Source organism: Pseudoalteromonas rubra (genome assembly GCF_000967655.1).
Lineage (GTDB): Bacteria > Pseudomonadota > Gammaproteobacteria > Enterobacterales > Alteromonadaceae > Pseudoalteromonas > Pseudoalteromonas rubra_A.
Map to the genome: position 1 here is coordinate 63,295 of NZ_JXYA01000007.1, position 16,330 is coordinate 79,624.

At 47.7% G+C, this 16,330-nt stretch carries 10 protein-coding genes and 1 riboswitch; of the genes, 7 read left to right on the forward strand and 3 right to left on the reverse strand.

Annotated elements, in window-relative coordinates:
• Positions 1 to 83 precede the first annotated feature (83 nt).
• From TW77_RS04420 to TW77_RS04430, 3 genes are read right to left on the reverse strand one after another with little or no spacing between them, the layout of a single operon-like run.
• Positions 84 to 2,861, reverse strand: a complete 2,778-nt coding sequence (locus tag TW77_RS04420; RefSeq protein WP_046003763.1) for an ATPase — start codon at positions 2,859 to 2,861, stop codon at positions 84 to 86.
• Positions 2,858 to 3,409: a condensin complex protein MksE gene (locus TW77_RS04425; RefSeq protein WP_046003764.1), complete on the reverse strand. Its 552-nt coding sequence runs from the start codon at positions 3,407 to 3,409 to the stop codon at positions 2,858 to 2,860. The genes TW77_RS04420 and TW77_RS04425 overlap by 4 nt, the downstream gene beginning before the upstream one ends.
• A gap of 8 nt (positions 3,410 to 3,417) precedes the next feature.
• The gene (locus tag TW77_RS04430) at positions 3,418 to 4,674 is read right to left on the reverse strand and encodes a hypothetical protein (RefSeq protein ID WP_046003765.1); all 1,257 of its coding nucleotides are present in this window, start codon (positions 4,672 to 4,674) and stop codon (positions 3,418 to 3,420) included.
• Between the two features lie 157 nt (positions 4,675 to 4,831).
• Between TW77_RS04430 and nhaD the strand changes: the two genes are divergently transcribed.
• The 7 genes from nhaD to rdrB all read left to right on the forward strand — a co-directional run bounded on the left by nhaD (position 4,832) and on the right by rdrB (position 16,327).
• Entirely contained in the window at positions 4,832 to 6,079 is a 1,248-nt protein-coding gene (gene nhaD, locus TW77_RS04435) for a sodium:proton antiporter NhaD (RefSeq protein ID WP_046003766.1), read from the forward strand.
• Positions 6,080 to 6,196: 117 nt separating this feature from the next.
• Positions 6,197 to 6,370, forward strand: a riboswitch (Lysine riboswitch).
• 84 nt (positions 6,371 to 6,454) lie between these two features.
• On the forward strand, positions 6,455 to 7,801 hold the full coding sequence (gene lysC / locus TW77_RS04440; protein ID WP_046003767.1) for a lysine-sensitive aspartokinase 3: 1,347 nt from the start codon (positions 6,455 to 6,457) through the stop codon (positions 7,799 to 7,801).
• Positions 7,802 to 7,891: 90 nt separating this feature from the next.
• Positions 7,892 to 8,422, forward strand: a complete 531-nt coding sequence (locus TW77_RS04445; protein WP_046003768.1) for a DUF924 family protein — start codon at positions 7,892 to 7,894, stop codon at positions 8,420 to 8,422.
• A 185-nt stretch (positions 8,423 to 8,607) separates the two neighbouring features.
• Complete coding sequence (locus TW77_RS04450) at positions 8,608 to 9,933, forward strand: sodium-dependent transporter (protein WP_046003769.1); 1,326 nt, start codon at positions 8,608 to 8,610, stop codon at positions 9,931 to 9,933.
• 242 nt (positions 9,934 to 10,175) lie between these two features.
• Positions 10,176 to 10,964, forward strand: coding sequence for a hypothetical protein (locus tag TW77_RS04455; protein ID WP_046003770.1), 789 nt, complete (start codon positions 10,176 to 10,178; stop codon positions 10,962 to 10,964).
• Between the two features lies 1 nt (position 10,965).
• A complete protein-coding gene (gene rdrA, locus TW77_RS04460) occupies positions 10,966 to 13,779 on the forward strand; it encodes an antiviral RADAR system adenosine triphosphatase RdrA (protein ID WP_046003771.1) in 2,814 nt (937 codons plus the stop codon).
• Positions 13,763 to 16,327 carry an antiviral RADAR system adenosine deaminase RdrB gene (gene rdrB, locus TW77_RS04465; RefSeq protein ID WP_046003772.1) on the forward strand — a complete coding sequence of 855 codons (2,565 nt, stop codon included), beginning with the start codon at positions 13,763 to 13,765 and terminating at the stop codon, positions 16,325 to 16,327. Before rdrA ends, rdrB begins: the two co-directional genes overlap by 17 nt.
• Positions 16,328 to 16,330: the final 3 nt, after the last annotated feature.

Consider the following 16,330-nt stretch of genomic DNA (forward strand, 5'->3'; position numbering starts at 1 on the left):
CAATTTAAAGCCTAACTTAGTATACGACAGTTGAAGTGGGAAGATCATCACAAAAAAGGGCACTCAATTGTGCCCTTTCGATATTAACTGTGCTCGACTTCGATCCAGTCTTTTTCGTCAACCCAGTTCTGACTGCCCTGATTGACGCTGCGGATTGGCACCAGATAATCACAACTTATTTGCGGTTTCACCGAGGCGAAAATCGGTACGAAACCAAAGCTGAGGGCGGTTTCGATGATCGCCTTCTGGTTTTGCGGGTCGATGTCGGCCGCTTCATCAATGTAAATCGGAATACGATACATCGCCTGTTCCTGATCGGAAAGCAGGTAGCGAATAAACAACATACCACACAACAACTTAATGGTGATCCGTGTACCATTCGAACCGGCAGAGTCAATCTTATCAAAGTGCTCGGTATCGCCCGCGCGGTTAACCACTTCAAAGCGGATATCAAACAGGTCGGTCAGTGTCAGGCCGGCTTTATCACTGGCCAGTTTGATAATGTGATCTTTGGCCTCGTTAACGGCATTACTGTCGGCCGGCTGCTCGCTCAGCAGATCAAAGCTCTCACCTTGCTCGTACAAGTCGGAGGTTGCGATAATGGTATCGATACTCTCTACCAGCATTTTTCTTGGGATCACATTGATCTTAAACGCCTTAAGGTTCGAGATGCGGTGCTGACTAATGCCCTTATTAAAACTGTTCATTTCCCGGCGCAGGCGATCTAAGTCTTCACGCAGGCCTTTAATGGTCGCTGCAACTTCAGTCAGTGCAACCCGGGCCTGGCGCTCCACCGCATCACGCTCGTTGTCGATGTTGTGATAGGCGCTGATCAGTTTGGCGTATTTTGTCGCGTCGTCTGTTTCATTGTCGAACTTGGTAATACCAGCATTGTAAATGTGCAAATAGGTATTGCGCACATTCACATCCAGGTTACGCAGTTCCTGACAGTCTTTGTTGAACTGGTGGATCACTTCCGCCAGGTTGTCAAAGTCCAGATTGATCTCGACCGGGTAGGGGGTTTGCTTACCACTATATAAATCCAGCGTGTGATCGATGCGCTCCGATTTCACTTGTTTAAGGCGATCCGCCTGGCGCAGGATCAAATCTTGTTTGCTCTTGATAATAGAGCGGCGATCGGAAATGGAGCCTGCATTACGCTGTACATCTTGCAGATAGTCGTCGACCTGCTCACGTTCGGCCTGCAGCTGATCCTGCAATGCCTGTTGTGCTTCCGCCGACTGCGCCATAGTCTGGAATTGCTCAAAGCGCTTCAGTGCCGCTTCGGTGGCCATCAGTTCATCGTACAGGGCATCACGCTCTTGCTGCTTTTCGGCCACATTGGCAGACACTTCGCGCTGTTGCTTCAGCTCCAGTAACGATTGCTGCAGAGCGTCTAACTTTGCCTGCAACTGGGCTTTGTTTTCGCCGCTTTGCATTTGTACCGGCGCCAGCTTTTTCAGCTTGATGGTGGCGCCGGGCAGTTTAAGTTCGCCGCCTTTGACCGCCGTGGACAACTGGGCGAGGAAATCACCGAAGGCATCGTCGTCACTGATCTCAACTTCTCCCTTGCCTGTGGTAGCAAAAGACAAAATATCCGGGTTAAGAATGCGTGAGATCTCCTCGACTTCTTTGAGTGACAGGTCTTCACGCATTCGGGTAAAGAGGTTGAATTCCAGGTTTTTCATCTGCAGTTTCAGGCTCTTAACCTGCTTTTGTGTTTCGCCAATCCGGTAGTCCAGGGTGTGCAGGCTCTGGCCCTGAGCACTGTTAATCGAAAACGACAGCTGTTCGTACTCTTTTTTCAGCAGCGTCAGGTTGGTTTTCAGTGTGGCATGATTAGTCAGCTCAAATTCGGATTTGAGCGCGTGATAGTCGGTAAACCATTGCTCAATCTGAGTTTGTTTACGCTCAATATCGCGAGACTGCTGCACATACAGCTGTTGCTTTTCTTCAAAATCGCGTTTTTCCTGCTCGATGTTTTCAAGCTGATCATTGAGCTCGCCAATTTGGCTCTGCTGGTACTCATCAAATTCCACAATAGCTTTGTCGAGCTTAGGCGCATAGGCGGCAAGCTTGCCCTTGAGCGTCGCTTCGCCTTCGATCATTTGCTCCAGCGCAGCAATGGGCTCCTGCATAGACTCCAGTGCGTTCAGCTCACGGCGAGATCGATTTACTTTATCAAACGCACGACGCCACACTTCATAGAAGTCGACTTTGGAGTTAGACATATGACGTTCAAACACCTTGAGCATAAAGCGTTTTACGTCATGGGCACCCAGTTTGTGCAGGTTCAGGATGCGGCGGAAGATCTCTTTATATACAGCGGCATCCTGAACATTATTCAGCGGGATCATCTTGAGGTTGATGTCACCATCGTATGGCGTTGCACCACCAGTCAATAATGCATTCAGCTCGGCCGCTTTTAACTCAACCGGGCTAAAACCTTTTTCCTGCAAGTGATTGAACAGTTTAGTGTACTTTATGATGCTTTTGCCCTGGGTAAAGTCATCCAGGTTGAGTTTGCCGTTATAGCAAAAGAACTGATGCGCGTAACCGGCAATTTTGCCCAGGCCCGCGACGCCGATGACAACGTCGCCATGAGGCAGGTTGGCTTCAAGCAGAATGTAAGACTGATCACTTGAAAAGTAGAATTTGCGGGTTTCTTCCAGATCGTGACCATCCCATTCGGTCAGGCGTAAATCATTGATAAGCGGGAATTGAAGCGCGTTGATAACCGAGCTTTTACCTGTGTTGTTTGGGGCACAGATAGATGCACTTTTATCGAGTGGGATCACACACTTGGCATAACCTGCGGTGTTGAGCAGGGCGAGTTTACTGAGACCATACAGCTTGTTCATACTTCATCCTCAAGTGCGTCGTAATTGTCTTCGTTCACTTCCATCAGCGCATCGATATAACGATAAACCGGCGCCAGCAGCGAAAAACCTTGCTCTACTTCGCGAGCGAGTCCCAGGCGCACCATGCGCAGACACACGTCTTTACGCAGATCGGATCCCGAGAAAATCTCCAGCTGATCAAACAGGTGCTTGTTAAGCTGCACCAGAGTCTGCATCAGCTCCAGGTCTAATACTTCGTCAAACAGGGCGCGCAAAGGATCTTTACCCTGGTTGGCAAAGTGCTCGATCAGGATAAATACGGTCAGCGCGATGGCCCGGGAGATCTTACCCATGTTGGGGGTGCTTTCGTCGCTGGCCAGATAATAAAAGCCCCGACTGTCGTGTTGCAGATCGTGGCCAAGGGCGTTGAACAGTGCCTGGTAAGATTCGATATGCTGATCCAGCTCCTGCCACTGTGTGGTGTCCTGTTCGCTGATATGGTAGCCACTGACCAATTTCTTATTGATCGCCTGTAACTGGCTGAGTTCGTCTAGATTAATCTGTGTCATGGTGATTACTAATTGTGGTTATCTGTTTGCTTGTCCGCTGCACTGAACGGATAAAGTCGAATGCGGGTGTTGGCGATTTGCATCGTTTGCTGCTGTTCATCCTGGGCGATGTCCAGTTCAGGATCGCTGATCAGCTTTTGATACAGGAACAGCATTTCATCGGCTTCCAGTGCCGGGTATTGCTCGCTCAGGAAGCCAAGCAGGGCGGTGCGCTTTTTGCCAGACCCTTTAAACGACTTACGTACATCCGAATAATCGGGAATATTAGGGCTCTGGTAAGCGGGCACATCCTGCTGATCGGGTAGCTGATATTCTTCGTGCTCAAACTCGCTGAGGCTGGCCATATAAGCCACCATATGGCGCTGCTGGCCGAGGCTGAAACGCTGAATGTCTGAAACAAAGTGCGGCTGCACCGGTGCGAGCATGCGATCAACGCCATTTTTACGGATCAGGCCCAGCACTTTGGCCGCCTGGCGCGTAATAAGCGTATTACGTCTGAGCTCTTCACGCAGTGGCATTAGCATATCGGCGCTTTTACCTAAACTTTCGCGGCCGATTAAGTGCATATCGAGGATCCGGGTACGTAGTTGCTCAAGCATACGTTTGTCCTGTGCACCCCGGCCAAGTTGTTCTATTTGCGCAATTTGTTCACTGATCTGATGCTCAATGGTGGTGAAACAGGCCTGAAAGGGGCCATGAATATCCACCATTTCCAGCATAGGTTCAATGTATTCGTCAAATGCCTCAATTACAGCCCGATAGCGTTTTTGCAAAGACAAACTGCCCTGATCGGACTTTGCCTGCTCGACCAGATTCATGATGGCGCTTTCATTATGATGGTAGAGCTTGACGATTTTACGTACCCGCTCATCCATAATGCGGCTGAAACGGCGCAGCTCGCTGTGGTCGCCCTCGTCACCGGCCTGAGCCAGGCGTTCACCCAGACGTTGCAGATCTTTGACTAATACAGTGATCTCTTCGGCCAGGCCAAGGTGTTCTTCTTGTAATAAGAAACTGGCAAAGTCGGCCACGGCACGGTTAATTTCGAGCTGTGACGATTTAGCCAAAGGAATAATAATTTCCTGATTAAGCAAGCGGTTGGTTTCTTTATAGATGCGCTCACTCGACCAGTTGGGGTTTTTCATTTTGATGATGTTTTGTACATCTTTGAGGCTGAAATCGGCCATCTTAAAGCGTTTAAAAAGCAGCTCCAGGACGCCCCAGTGTTCATTCAGCGTATTTAATACTTTTTTGGCTGGGATCATAGCTTTCCAGTGTGTATCAATTTTGTGACGGTATCAGGTAAGAAAATTGTCATAATGTGTAACTACTCGTGGCACAGTGTGCTGCTAAGTGATAGACTCCGCGCCGAAAACGTTACCCTTCACAATTTTTACTTTTGATTACAGGTTGTTTACGCATATGGTCACGCCCATTATCCTAACCCTGATAGCGGTCGCTTTTGTGCTTATCGTTATAGAGGATATTATCCATGTAAACAAGGCCAAAACGACCCTTTTTTTTGGCACTTTATGTTGGATTATCCTATTTATCTCCCCACTTCATGGCGAAAGCTCAGAAACTATACAACATCAGCTCGACCACAACATTCTTGAAATCGCCACCTTGTGGTTATTCCTGATGGCTGCGATGACCTTTGTTGCCTATCTGAACTCTAAAGGTTTTATTCAAAACATCGTTCACCGGGTGATGCCAACCCAGATCAGTGAACGCAAAATGATGTTCCTGGTGGGGGGCTTTGCTTTCTTGTTTTCTTCGATTTCTGACAATATTACCGCGACGCTTATCTCGCTGGCGGTGGTGATGTCGCTAAAACTCGATCCGAAGAAGCTTATCAAGTATGCCACATTGATCATCTTCAGTGTTAACTCAGGCGGCGTGTCTTTGATCACAGGTGATGTGACCACACTGATGATTTTCCTTGCTGGTAAGGTCACGATCCCAGATTTGCTATTGCTGGTGGCGCCTTCTATTGTCAGCGTACTCTTGCTGGCAACCATGCTGTCTATGGGAATGAAAGATCAGTTGGTATTTGAAAAGCAAGCGCTGCGCCGGATTGAAAAAACAGACATTACAATCGCGGTGATCTTTATGACGACCGTACTGACTACGCTGTATCTGAGCGTACAATATCAGGTCCCGCCCATGCTGACTTTCCTGTGTGGCCTGTCGGTGATGTTTTTGATGGCCCAGTTTCTGATGCGCAAAAAGGACGTCAATAAAAAGATCATCGATTATATTCGCGAAATTGAATACGACACTTTGCTGTTCTTTGTGGGTGTACTTTTGCTGGTTGGGGCGCTAAAAGAGGTGGGTGTCCTTAATATGTTCACTCAGCTGTATGAGTTCGTTGACCCTCAGTATGCCAGCTATCTGGTGGGCCTGATGAGTGCTGCGGTTGATAACGTGCCACTGACAGCTGCTTTGCTCAAAGCAGATATCGTTATGAGCCCGCAGCAATGGCTGACCTTCACCTATGCGACAGGCGTGGGCGGCTCTATGCTGATCATCGGCTCGGCGGCGGGGATCATTGCAATGAGTAAAGTAAAGGCTCTAACCTTTACGAGTTACTTAAGAATGAGCCTATATTTGTTAATTGCCTACACGGCAGGGTATGCCGGTGCCTTTTTTATGGGGCAATTTATTTAATCTTTAATGACAGGGTCAATTTTATACTTGACACCTAGACGTCTAAAAGATACCTTTTTCAAGCCCGCTCAAAATGCGGGCTTTTATTTTGCCAGGATTCAGTTAAATCCCGGCAAAATAAACAGAAGAGGCGCGATGCTTAGGTAGCTGATGTGAGGTGACGATAACCCGTGACCATCAGTGAGGGAAGTACTCGCCGAGGAAAACCATGCTACGTCGGCGTGATTTTTCGGTCCTGGAGGTTGAATCCTCGGGACTGTCACCGTTTTCAGGTGGAGAGCTTCTGGCAGAGGTCATTTCTTTATGGTTAGTCCATCCTATTGCCAAGTTCTCCTTATTGATGTTGATCGCCGCGTGTGATCCCAAGGAGATAAAATGAATTCCCAGTATGTCGTTGCTAAATTTGGCGGCACCAGTGTTGCAAACTTCGAAGCCATGCAGCGATGCGCCGCTATTGTCCATGATAATCCCGATGTTCGCGTGGTGGTGGTCAGTGCCAGTGCCGGTGTAACCAATCACCTGGTGACCCTGACACAGCAAAAAGTCGATGCGGCTGAGCGTGAGGCGTTGTTTCAGTCTGTGATGACGATCCAGCAGGACATTCTGGCATGTCTGACACTCGATACAGATCTGCAAGCGGGCTTTAATGACACAAAAGAGGCTTTTTATGCGCTGGCTCAGTTACCCGCACTGGATGCACAGCAATGTGACGAAATGCTGAGCTTTGGTGAGCGTTTTTCTTCCTATTTGTTCACTCAGGTTCTCAGAGACTTAGGCGTTACCAGCAGCCGTTTTGACGTACGTCAGGTGCTCAAAACCGACCGCCAGTTTGGCAAAGCTGTGCCCGACGTGGCTGCAACACGCGACGCAGCCATGGCCCATCTGACACCGCAGCTTTCTGAGCAGGTAGTGGTGACTCAGGGTTTCATTGGTAGCGATAATCAGGGTCAAACCACCACATTAGGGCGGGGTGGTTCAGATTACAGTGCAGCACTACTGGCGGAGGCCATTGCCGCGCAAAGCGTCCATATCTGGACGGATGTGGTAGGTATCTTCAGCACAGATCCGCGTCTTTGCCACAAAGCACGGCCGATTGCCCGGCTGAGTTTCGATGAGGCTGCCGAAATGGCCACCTTTGGTGCCAAAGTATTGCACCCGGCTACTATCTTGCCGGCCAGTCGCAGTGGCATTTCGGTGTTTGTTGGCTCGAGCAGAGATCCCCATGCCGGTGGCACCTGGATTGAAAAGAACAACCGCTCTGAGCCGGGTATTCGCGCGGTCACACAGCGCAAGAACCAAATCTTGCTGACCCTGAAAAGCCCAGAGATGTTGCTAGCCAGTGGTTTTCTGGCACGCATCTTCACTATTTTAAGTGCACACAATATTTCAGTTGACCTGGTTACTACCTCGGAGATCAGTGTTGCGCTGACACTCGATAATGCCCCCAATGCCACGCGCCCGGAACTGGCGCAGGCGTGTCTGGATGAGCTGGGTGAGTTTTGTCAGGTAAGTGTAGAGAACAACCTGACCCTGGTGGCTATGATTGGCTCTGAAATTCAGTTGCGCCATGGCGAAGCAAGCCTGATGCAGGTACTGGCAGATTTTAATATTCGTTTGATCTGCCATGGGGCGAGTCGCCATAACTTGTGCTTCCTCGTTGAGCAGGGTGAATCAGATGCCGTGGTTCAGGCGATCCATAGTCGTTTATTGGAAGCTGCATAAACCAGACGCAGGCTAAGTCTGGCTGGACACATCACCCGGAGCGGGTAATACTCGCTCTGAAAGCAAAATTTTTTACTCACAGGTGTGTCCATGGAATATCAGGAAATTTATCAGTTCTGGTTTGTTGAATGTCAGGAGCAGGACTGGTGGCAAAAATCGGTCCAGTTTGATAACAAAATTACAGCCAGATTTGCACAGTTACACCAGCAGGCCATGGCCGGAGAGCTGGCCGAATGGCGCAAAACTGCGGTGGGGGCGCTGTGTGAGATAATCGTACTGGATCAGTTTTCACGTAATATGTTTCGTGATACACCCGCCGCCTTTGCCAGCGATCCACTGGCATTATGCCTGGCACAACACGCCATAGAAAAAGGCTTTGACCAGCAGCTGGAGAAAACCCAGCGCACCTTTATGTATTTACCTTTCATGCACAGTGAGAGCCTCAAAGTACATCAGCAGGCGGATGCCTTGTTTAAGTCCTTGCCAAATTATGAGTTTGAATTGGCGCACAAAAAGATCATTGAGCAATTTGGCCGCTATCCCCATCGCAACGCCATTTTGGGACGAGCATCGAGTAATGAGGAGCTGGCTTTTTTAAAGACGCCCGGCTCGAGCTTTTGAGTATGGTTTAGCAGCCTGTCAAAGCCGTCCATCACGCAGGTTTTTGGGTGTGGCACTGCGTCGATTTGCAAGGGTAAGCACCTGACATTTCAGGTTGTTCCGATTTGCTCTCACTGACACTCGCATTTTGTTTACAAGTGCGTATAATCGCCAGTCTACAACAATAATTAACTTGGCATTCGATTATGGCTCAAGTGCGTGAAGGTTTTCAAAGCCGTCTGGGCTTTGTATTAGCGGCAGCCGGTGCGGCAGTCGGACTTGGTAATATTTGGGGCTTCCCCACGCAGGCAGCAAACCACGGTGGTGGGGCGTTTTTGCTGGTCTATTTTATCGTTATTTTCTTACTGGCGTTACCCGCTTTGTATACTGAGCTGTACCTGGGGCATCAGGCGCAAGCCAACCCGGTTAAAGCGTTAAAACAAGCCTGGCAGGAAAAGCAGCCTAAAGTCGGTGCGTCTGCGGGTTACATCGGCCTTGCCGGTGCCATCGTCATGCTCAGCTTCTATTCTATTGTTGCCGGCTGGATGTTGGCGCATTCGCTTGAGCCAGTTGCACGCTTAGTTGGCTGGGATGAAGCCAGTGCTTTTCTATCCGGTGATTCGACCTTACGGAACTTTATTTTTACCCCTCTGATGCTGATGCTGACGGCTGGCATTATTTTGCAAGGGGTAAAATCCGGGATTGAAACCTGGTCGCGTCGACTCATGCCAGTGCTACTTATGCTGTTGGTGGCGCTGATTGCCTACATGGGCACGCTGGAAGGCGCTGCAGCCGGGTTTAAAGCGTACCTTGTGCCCGATTTTAGCAAAATAGGCGACCCAGAATTGATCATCGCCGCCATGGGACAGGCGTTTTTCTCTTTGTCTTTGGGTGTGGGCTGTATGATGATTTATGGCTCTTACTTAAAACCTAATGAAAACTTGCCAAAACTCACCTTTAGTGTGGCAATGCTGGATACCGGCGTGGCGTTTCTGGCCGGACTTTTGATCATCCCGGCTTTGTTTATCGCACAGAATAATGGTGTTGAAGTTTTCCAAAATGGCAAACTGGTCGGCGAGGGCAGGCTTATCTTTGCGATTCTGCCAGAGCTGTTTGCAACCATGGGCGAAATAGGCCTGTTCGTTGGACTGACTTTCTTTATATTAATGTCGATAGCCTCGCTGACATCTACGATTTCATCCACCGAAATCCCGGTGTCATTCCTGGTTGAAAATCATGGCTTTAAGCGTGGCCAGGCAACCTGGCTGGTGACTTTTGTGCTGTTGATAAGCTCAGGGGCTATTATCCTCAATTTCGACTGGTTGTTTGGCCTGGTGATCCAAATTTTAACCCATTATCAGTTGCCACTGATGGGCTTGTTCTACTTTATCACGGTAGGCTGGGTATGGCGTCGTGGTAACCAGCTGGCACTGGAATGCAGTGGAAAAATGTATTGGTTTGCTCAGTATGTACGATTTGTCTGCCCGGTGCTGATGACAGCCGTTTTTGCTAATGTGGCTTTTTTTAAGTAACAGTAGCAAATTGAACTCTGAATAGCCCGGTATTGCCGGGCTTTTTTATATTTAAAATACATAGGGTTAGTGTTTTCTTCAATCGAGTAGTGAGCAATTCAACCGCACGGTAGAAACAAGCGCAACTTTGAACGCGATTAGTTGCTAAGCCGATTTAATCTGTATATCTTGTGACATTAATGTATCAATCTAATGAATTTTAATTTGTAAGATTGATGTGTATTAATAGGAACAAGGATAAGATGGAAAACTGTGCAGTCGGTGGGAGACTTCCCGAAAAAAGTCTTCAGGATCCGGTGATTAGTGAAATTAACTGGTTTATTAACAGCATTTATCAGCCCGCATATCTTAAATATCAAAAACTCAGCAAGTTGACCCGTACTATCAGTGCAAATTCGGCCATTCTTGCTTTTGTGTTTCTGAGCTATTTTGGACTGAATACGGCATTCCCAAAGCTCAACCTGTTTGCGATACAGACACTTCATGATGGTTATGATTTCAACATTGCCATTGTGTTAGGCCTGCCCGTATTTCTCGTCGCACTGATAGTGTGTACGCGTCAGAAATTGAACCTGGCGCACCTTTTTTTGGCAATAATGTTGGGCCCAAGATACCACCCCAAATTGGCTGATCGTAAAGAGAGGTTGCTACAAACCTTGCCGCTTTTGCAGGTTGGCTTGTTTTTGTCACTGTTCCTGTTTTGCTTTACACCGCAAATGGTTGCGGTTGCGGGAATAATAAACGTGATTATCTTTGTTGGCACTTATATGGTCAATCGACTGTTCGGATATACCTCTGCAACGACGCGAAATCAAATCATGATTCATAACCTAAAACGATTACGACGTGAGTATGAAATAGCAAGCTGTGACTGCGGCAAGTTTGAGCTGGAGCGCGTGCAGGCAGACGCGTTTGCGAGTTTATTCCAACTGGAAAAAGACAATGTAGCGCGACTGGATAAAGAGATCATGGGGGATCATTACAAAGTCCATGACAGCGCATTTAATATCATTAAGGGGTTAAGGAAGTAGAATGAGCGAAGGTTATGTGTTTGATTTGAATCGGGCTGAATTCAATGATGATTTTAGTTCGTCAACTGGCAGTGGAGAGCTTTGGCAGGTATATGCCAGGCAACAGCTGGTTAGTAATTTAACCTCTATTTTAAATGACGCTGAGCAGTACGGAAGAGGCCGGGCGGTTAACCCAAGGGAAACCTGGTTGTCCCACAATGCAATTCTGGTTACCAGCCCCAGGGGCTCAGGAAAAACGGTGTTTTTGCGCAATTGCGAAGCAATGTGGCGTAGTGAAAACAGTGATAAGAAAGATGCTCTGTTGTTTCTTGACGTGATAGACCCAACCATGTTGATGGCACAAGACTCTTTTGCAAATGTCATCGTTGCGCAAATATATCAGGCAGTTAACAACAAACTTGAACGCTCTAATTGCTGCGATGAGCAATCCCGAAATGATCGGGATGACTTCCACCGCCGATTAAAAAAGCTGGCGGATGCGATGGGTAAAACCTGTGAGTTTAATGGCGCAATCGGGATAGACAAAATCCTGAAGTATAGCTCAGGTATTCAGCTTGAAAGCTACTTTCACTTGTTTGTTGAATCAGCCATAAAAATACTTGGCTGCAAGGCCATTGTGGTTTCAATTGACGATGTGGATATGGCAATGGAGCGCGCTTTTGAAGTGGTCGACGACGTCAGGCGTTTTCTGGGCTGCCCTTATTTGATCCCGATTGTCAGTGGTGAAATTAAGCTGTATGAGCATATGACTCAGAAGCACTTTGACGATAAAGCCTACGACAATCGCTGCCGGGATGCCAAGCTGACGGATAAAGGCAAGGAGCTGAGTGAACATTTAACTATGGCTTATCTGACCAAGGTCTTTCCTTCGCCAATGCGAATTAATCTGTTCTCGGTTGAACGCCTGCTCAATAAAATGCAGCTCAAATATGGTCAGGATAGTAAGCGCAGCATTTCTTATCTGGATTATCAGGAAAGCGTGCTCAATCAGTTTTACTTTCTTTGTCGTAACCGCGATGCCAGAAGAAACTGGACTATGCCAGAGTCGGCCCGGGAGCTCACCCAGCTGGTTCGCTCTTTGCCGCCAACATCACTTGAGCAGTCTGAAAAGGATGCGGATATCAGCAACCAGATTTTACTTTATAACAATTTTAAAAACTGGGCCATGCAGAAGAAAAACGGTGAAGCTCTGGTCTTTGCCGAGTCTGCTCTGTCGTTACTGCACGACAGCGAAGCGGTCTTTGATATACGCAAAATTCTGGCATTTAATCTGGTGCAACAAACAGATGCGAATCTTTACCCCTGGGCAAAGTACCATGTGCTGGAAGAGCAAGAAAGCAGGTTAAAGGAACTGGCAAAGCAGGGTGGGGAGAAAATTAATAACGCAAGCTTATTGCAGGCGGCACTTGGCGCAACCGTGAGTGGGGAGCGCAGGAGCTTAAAAGCCATGCCTCCGCTGGAGTTTTTGCTTGAAAAACTGTACGTCACGGAAGATGTAGCGCGTGAAAAATCCGATGTCATTTCAGTGAGTAGTGAGCCGTTAATAAAGGCCGCGACGGGCAAAGGGTGGGAGTTAAGCGGACAGTGTTACGTCGAAGACGTTTTGCTTGATGTTTTTACGGAGTCAGGCTTTTACTCGCAGCTTAGAAATAGTTACAAGTTTGTTTTTTTCAGCCGCTCTTTCGAGCTGCTGACTTACTCTATACTGACTGAAAAAGACGCATCAGCTTTGTTGTCAGACGTTTACCAGATTTTGTTAAGAAAACCTTTCTATAGCCTGCCCGCACTGACCGACACTAAGATTGCTTTGCAGGGAGAGGCGGATATGGATGAGGATGTTTATGAATCCAATAGTCAGCGCCATCTGAGCGCCCTGATCCTATGTGAAGAAATTCAGCACTGGAGGGCAGAGCATAGTGCGCTGTTCGAGAAGTTTGCAGGTGCACGTATGCTTCCCCTTTTGTCCTACTGCTTTAACAGTGCATTCACCGCAATCAATGTGATAAAGGCCAATTATAGTGTTAATCGTTTTAACGATGAACACCTGACCGACATGGTATTGCGCTTTAAATACAATGTGCTAAACGCACTGATCCGATGCGGTATCGCAGGTGAAGCGGTTTATGCGAATGTACTGGTCGGTGCAAAATCACAAACCGTTCGCACAGAGCAAAATATCATCAACTATGAACGCGCCTATCAGCGCAACCTTAAATTACTTGACGAGGAGCTCAGTACTGCAAAAGCCTCACAAAAGAGCAAAGTGGCACAAGTTGAACTGATCAAAGCATTACATGATGCTGTGGCGGTTCACCCAATATTTGCGCTTTGTCTTTTTGATAAAGAGGGGAGTGTTCAGCCAAAACTGAAACTCGGCTATAAAGGACGGCTGAGAAGCTCCAAATTATTCGACTACGCAAGTCTCGCTGAAAACCTGCTAGCTAAAGACACTAACAAAATATTGTCAACGCCACTGAGTGACTCTATAGAGCAATTTGGGAGATATTTTGACAATGAGATTAGCAGGGTGAGTGTACTTGGTACACTAAGCTGGCTGCTAACAAATATTATTGATGGACGTGTCAAATCAGAAGATAAAATATACGAGTCGCTCGAGTCTGCGCTTAGTGGGCGTAATCTTACGGTTATTTCAAAAGAGCAGTTGTTAAGTGTGCTTATTAACGTCAAACAACATCTTGGGAAGCTTGGTCCTGACTTTTTGTTCTCAAAGGACTTTGAACAGTTAGACGAAAAATTACAAAACCTTGTCAAAGCAATTCTAAGGCTGGATCTGGGCGATGATAAAGATCACTGATAGCACTGCGGTGCTGGCGGCGTTTTTATCCTCCGACAGATTGGTGTTGTCAGAAATCTTGCCGGCAAAGTCACGTGCTCACACTAAAGGACTGCTTACTAAAGCAATCCTGGATTACCAGCCCTATGTGCATCGCAAGCTGCGCACCGACGATGTACAGGCAATGATAAGCTTGTATCAATTATCCGATACCAATACCGCGATACGGCCTTTGTTGTCGTCACTGGCAAACGAGTATCTGAACTGGCAGGGCAACTGTTTTGTTGTAAAACCTCAACGCTTGAGTGACTGGCTAGCTTTACTGTCGTTGCTTGACGGCAGCTGGGTCATTGCCCAGGCCTATGCGGATCTGCACGTCAACTTTGAGTTCTCGGTGTCTGAATTAGCGCATTGTATTGAGTCATTTCAGTGTCCATTTGCACTGCCAAGGCGAATGAGTAAGTCGTTTGCTGACAATCACGTGCATCTGGGTGGGCATGGTTACCTTGGCCCAAGCTTACTGAGCTTTTGCCTGTATGGCGCTGAAATTAAAGACAAGTTTCACTGGCCTGTCAGACCTGAATACACAGTGTATGAAAGTGGCTACTTAAATAAGCAAGATATTGCCACCCAGTGCTGCCTGATTGGCGACACGCTCGCCTATGGTGTATTTACCAATGACAAAACCATTCAGTATCGTGACAACACCACATCGGGCGATAAGTTTGAGCACAAAACGCTGGATGCGATTAAGTGTTACGAAGCAGAGACAGCGCCGCAGCAGTTTATTGCCAAAGCCACTTGTGAGTCTCAACCCTCGGCAAAGCGCTGGTTGTTGTACTTAACTGGTCTGCTGGTGGAGCCACGCATCGAGTCTGGCTCTTTGCTTTTGCTCGCGCGCCTGACAAATATTTTGCGAAATTATATGTTGGTGTCGGGAGTTGGTTTATCTCAGTTTGTTGAGGTGTCTAGATTTGGCGCTCGACATCAGCGAGGCGAAAGTCATATGCCTGGCACTGGCATTGTGAATGAATCACTCGAAGCTGACCTGGATAAGGGGGTGATGCGAGAGTTCAGGACAACACCCAACACTTTATTAAAAGGGATAAATCAAAAAATAAAGCCCGATGCATTTTTTGCCTCGCTAAAGCAGTTGTATCTGAATTCGTTTGCTGAAAATGCGCACTTTGTATTGCACTTCACGCGTTCGGGCAATCGAGAAGACAAACTCCAGGAAGCGCGTCGTCATGCCCTCAGACAGCAGACGGAACTATTACAGGACTTTACGCATTCGGTTACCTTTTCTGAGCAAGAATGTGAGGCAATATCAGGACTTGCGAAGTTTGCATACCTGGACCTGCGCAAAGCTATCCGTGGTTATGACGTGGCTGGAAATGAAAACCAGTTACCGGTGGAAGTTTTTGCGCCAGCACTGCGGGTACTGCGTGATAGTAAATATCCGACTCAGGGTGTGAAGTTTAATCGCTTACCTAAACCATTTATTACAGTCCATGCTGGCGAGGACTTTAGTCATCTTTTATCTGGTATGCGAGCGATAGATGAAGCCGTTGTATTTTGTGATTATGGTGTGGGCGACCGATTAGGTCATGCACTGGCCATAGGTGTTTGTCCTAAAAAGTGGGCCAGTCGGCAAGACAGGGCCTACCTGTCAGTGGGTGAGCATTTGGATAACTTAGTCTGGTGTCATCAAAAGGCCCTGTCGGTTATTCAGTCTGTACCTGAGATGGTCGGTGTGTTGCCTCTGTTGCAGGAGAAAATCCACTATTGGAGCGAGTTCCTGTATGGCGAAGCCCAACCACCCAAGCGCTTATACGACGCCTGGCTGCTCAGGCGCAATTGCCCCATCATTCTCAAATCAGATACGCAGGAGGCGCTTAAATTACCTGAAGTTGGACAGTTTGACCCGAGATTGAGCGGCTGGGTTATGGACTTTGGTGCACAATCAAAAGTGACAGGCCACACAAAACACATCATGCTTTGGGAGAAATATCTGTTTGCAAACCGAGACCCTGAATTCGGTCACAGAAGAAGTACGCTGTTAAGCGTAAACTGTTCTGCTCAGCAAAGTGCACAAACCTTTGGCTTTAGTCATGGCCAGTACTTTGACTCCGTGTCTGCGGCAGAACTGACGCTCTATGAAGCCATTCAGGATTGGCAGATGGAACACTATGCCGCTTTAGGTATCGTTATCGAAGCCTGTCCAACGTCTAACATCTTTATTGGCCGGTTCGAGCATTACAAAGAGCACCCTATCTACCGTTGGGATCCACCGAATAAAAACTGGTTAAAAAAGGGGGGGAAATTTAATCAGTTTGGGTTACGAAAAGGCCCGGTAGCAGTTTGCGTCAATACTGATGATGCGGCACTTATGCCAACTACCATAGACAACGAGCACCGGATCCTTGAGCAGGTCGCGGTACATGATTATGAGGTAGGTGCAATGGTTGCCGAAGACTGGGTAGAGCGAATAAGGCAAAGGGGTTTGGAGTTGTTCAGACAAAATCACCTGGACTGGTTCAATGAGGCTGACAAAACGGCGCTAACGTAACGC

Bases quoted from the DNA above. Each gene is read 5' to 3' on its own strand.
- TW77_RS04420 (WP_046003763.1), bottom strand. From the start codon at position 2,861: ATGAACAAGCTGTATGGTCTCAGTAAACTCGCCCTGCTCAACACCGCA.
- TW77_RS04425 (WP_046003764.1), bottom strand. From the start codon at position 3,409: ATGACACAGATTAATCTAGACGAACTCAGCCAGTTACAGGCGATCAAT.
- TW77_RS04430 (WP_046003765.1), bottom strand. From the start codon at position 4,674: ATGATCCCAGCCAAAAAAGTATTAAATACGCTGAATGAACACTGGGGC.
- nhaD (WP_046003766.1), top strand. From the start codon at position 4,832: ATGGTCACGCCCATTATCCTAACCCTGATAGCGGTCGCTTTTGTGCTT.
- lysC (WP_046003767.1), top strand. From the start codon at position 6,455: ATGAATTCCCAGTATGTCGTTGCTAAATTTGGCGGCACCAGTGTTGCA.
- TW77_RS04445 (WP_046003768.1), top strand. From the start codon at position 7,892: ATGGAATATCAGGAAATTTATCAGTTCTGGTTTGTTGAATGTCAGGAG.
- TW77_RS04450 (WP_046003769.1), top strand. From the start codon at position 8,608: ATGGCTCAAGTGCGTGAAGGTTTTCAAAGCCGTCTGGGCTTTGTATTA.
- TW77_RS04455 (WP_046003770.1), top strand. From the start codon at position 10,176: ATGGAAAACTGTGCAGTCGGTGGGAGACTTCCCGAAAAAAGTCTTCAG.
- rdrA (WP_046003771.1), top strand. From the start codon at position 10,966: ATGAGCGAAGGTTATGTGTTTGATTTGAATCGGGCTGAATTCAATGAT.
- rdrB (WP_046003772.1), top strand. From the start codon at position 13,763: ATGATAAAGATCACTGATAGCACTGCGGTGCTGGCGGCGTTTTTATCC.